At 66.5% G+C, this 2,560-nt stretch carries 2 protein-coding genes and 1 pseudogene (1 of these 3 only partly in view); all 3 read left to right on the plus strand.

Annotation, left to right across the window (positions count from 1 at the left end; translation table 11 throughout):
- Positions 1-218, plus strand: a 218-nt coding sequence (locus tag BN903_RS13645) for a helix-turn-helix domain-containing protein (protein WP_048078258.1), incomplete at its 5' end; no start/stop codon positions are given.
- 97 nt (positions 219-315) lie between these two features.
- The gene (gene acs / locus BN903_RS13650; protein WP_048078277.1) at positions 316-2,310 is read left to right on the plus strand and encodes an acetate--CoA ligase; all 1,995 of its coding nucleotides are present in this window, start codon (positions 316-318) and stop codon (positions 2,308-2,310) included.
- A 104-nt stretch (positions 2,311-2,414) separates the two neighbouring features.
- Positions 2,415-2,560: pseudogene (locus BN903_RS13655) on the plus strand (DUF4212 domain-containing protein) (it continues 357 nt past the right edge of the window).

A 2,560-nucleotide genomic window follows, 5' to 3' on the forward strand; every position in this document is an offset into this window, starting at 1 on the left:
AGTGGGCCGCGCTGTCCGCGGCGTACCACGGTGGCTACTTCGACTGGCCGCGCGGCAGCACCGCCGAGGAGGTGGCCGACGCGATGGGCGTCTCCTCGCCGACGTTCCACAATCACCTCCGAAAGGCGCAGCGCGCCCTACTCGACGGCGTCTTCGAAGAGGAGACGGAGCTGTCGGTCCGGGAGGGCGAGGAACGCGCGGTCCGCACCGACGGGTGATCGCGGCGGCCCGTCGGGATCCGACGGCAGTCTATCACGGTTTTTCGTATTTAGCGTCAGCGTTTATATGGCGATATCGGTTGGATACGACCGTACCATGACAGAGGGAGACGGCCAACTGGAAGCGAGACTGGCGGAACAAGAGGTATTCGAGCCGTCGGAGTCGTTCGTCGAGCAGGCGAACGTCTCCGACCCGGAGATATACGAGGAGTTCGAGGAGAACTGGCCCGAATGCTGGGAGGCGGCCGCTGACCTGCTGGAGTGGGAAACCGACTACGATCAGGTGCTCGACGACGGCAACCCGCCCTTCTACGAGTGGTTCACGGGCGGTGAACTCAACGCGTCGGCGAACTGCCTCGACCGACACCTCGACGAGCGCGGCGACGAGGTCGCCATCGAGTGGGTCGGTGAACCGGTCGACGAGGACGACCGCTCGTTCACGTACGAGGAACTCCACCGCGAGGTCAACGAGTTTGCGGCCGCCCTTCGGGAGCAGGGCGTCGAGGAGGACGACGTCGTCACGATGTACATGCCGATGATCCCGGAACTGCCGATCGCGATGCTGGCGTGCGCGCGCATCGGCGCGCCCCACAGCGTCGTGTTCGCCGGGTTCTCGGCCGACGCGCTCGCGACGCGGATGAACTCCGCGGAGTCGGAGTACCTCGTCACCTGTGACGGCTACTACCGCCGCGGCGACCCGCTCGACCACCTCGACAAGGCGAACGAGGGACTCGCGGGCGTCGACCACGAGACGACGACCGTCGTCGTCGACCGCCTCGGCCCGAACGGCGACGACTTCGGCCACGACCTCGGCGACGACCAGGTCGACTACGACGACCTCGTGGCCGAACAGGCGGGCGCGACGGTCGAGCCGGTGACGCGCGACGCCGAGGACATGCTGTTCCTGATGTACACCTCGGGGACGACGGGGAAGCCGAAGGGCGTGAAACACACGACCGGCGGCTACCTCTCGTGGGTGTCGTGGACCTCGCAGTCGGTCCTCGACATCAAGCCGGATGACACGTACTTCTGTTCGGCCGACATCGGCTGGATCACGGGCCACTCCTACATCGTCTACGGGCCGCTCTCGCTCGGAACGACGACGATGATGTACGAGGGGGCGCCCGACCACCCGGAGCGCGACCGCCTCTGGGAGATCATCGATGAGTACGAGGCGACCCAGTTGTACACCGCCCCGACGGCGATTCGGGCGTTCATGAAGTGGGGCGAGAAGTTCCCGGACCGCCACGACCTCTCCTCGCTGCGGCTGCTCGGCACGGTCGGCGAGCCGATCAACCCGCGCGCGTGGAAGTGGTACTACCAGCACATCGGGAACAAGGAGTGCCCGATCGTCGACACGTGGTGGCAGACCGAGACCGGCGGGATGATGGTGACGACGCTGCCCGGGGTGAAGGACATGAAACCCGGCGCGGCCGGACCGCCGCTGCCGGGGCTCGACGTCCAGATCCTCGACACGCTCGGCGACGAGGTAGAGCCGGGGAAGGCCGGCTACCTCACGGTACAGAAGCCGTGGCCGGGAATGCTCCGGACGCTGTACAACAACGACGAGCGCTACATCGAGGAGTACTGGGCGGAGTACTCCGACACCGACAGCGACGACCCCGACGACTGGGTGTACTTCCCCGAGGACGGCGCGAAGATCGACGACGACGGCTACATCACCGTCCTCGGCCGCGTCGACGACGTGCTCAACGTCTCCGGCCACCGGCTGGGGACGATGGAGATCGAGTCCGCCATCGTCGGCGTCGAAGGCGTCGCCGAGGCGGCCGTCGTCGGCGGGAACCACGACATCAAAGGCGAGGCGGTCTACACCTACGTGACGACCGAAGACGGCTACGAGGGTGACGACGAGCTCCGCGAGGCGATCGTCGCGGGCGTCGAGGACGCCATCGGTCCGATCGCGCGGCCCGAGCAGGTCGTGTTCACTCCGGACCTGCCGAAGACGCGCTCCGGGAAGATCATGCGTCGCCTGCTCGAGAACATCGCTGACGGCGAGGAACTCGGGAACACGAGCACGCTTCGGAACCCCGAGATCGTCGAGGAGATCCAGCAGAAGGCCGACGCCGAGTAGCGCTCGGCGGCCCGTTTTCGATCCGTTCCGGACACGACCACGACGGGCGATACGACGACAAACATCACGAAAATACCACACAAAACGACAACACACACCAAAACATGACAGATAATACCTCACGCGAACGAGACGACGCGGCGACCGATGGTGGCCGCGCACCCGACGACGCGGCCACCGACGGGGGTCGCGCACCCGACGACGCGGCCACCGATGGGGGTCGCGCAACTGACGACGCGGCCACCGACGG

The organism is Halorubrum sp. AJ67 (assembly GCF_000513435.1).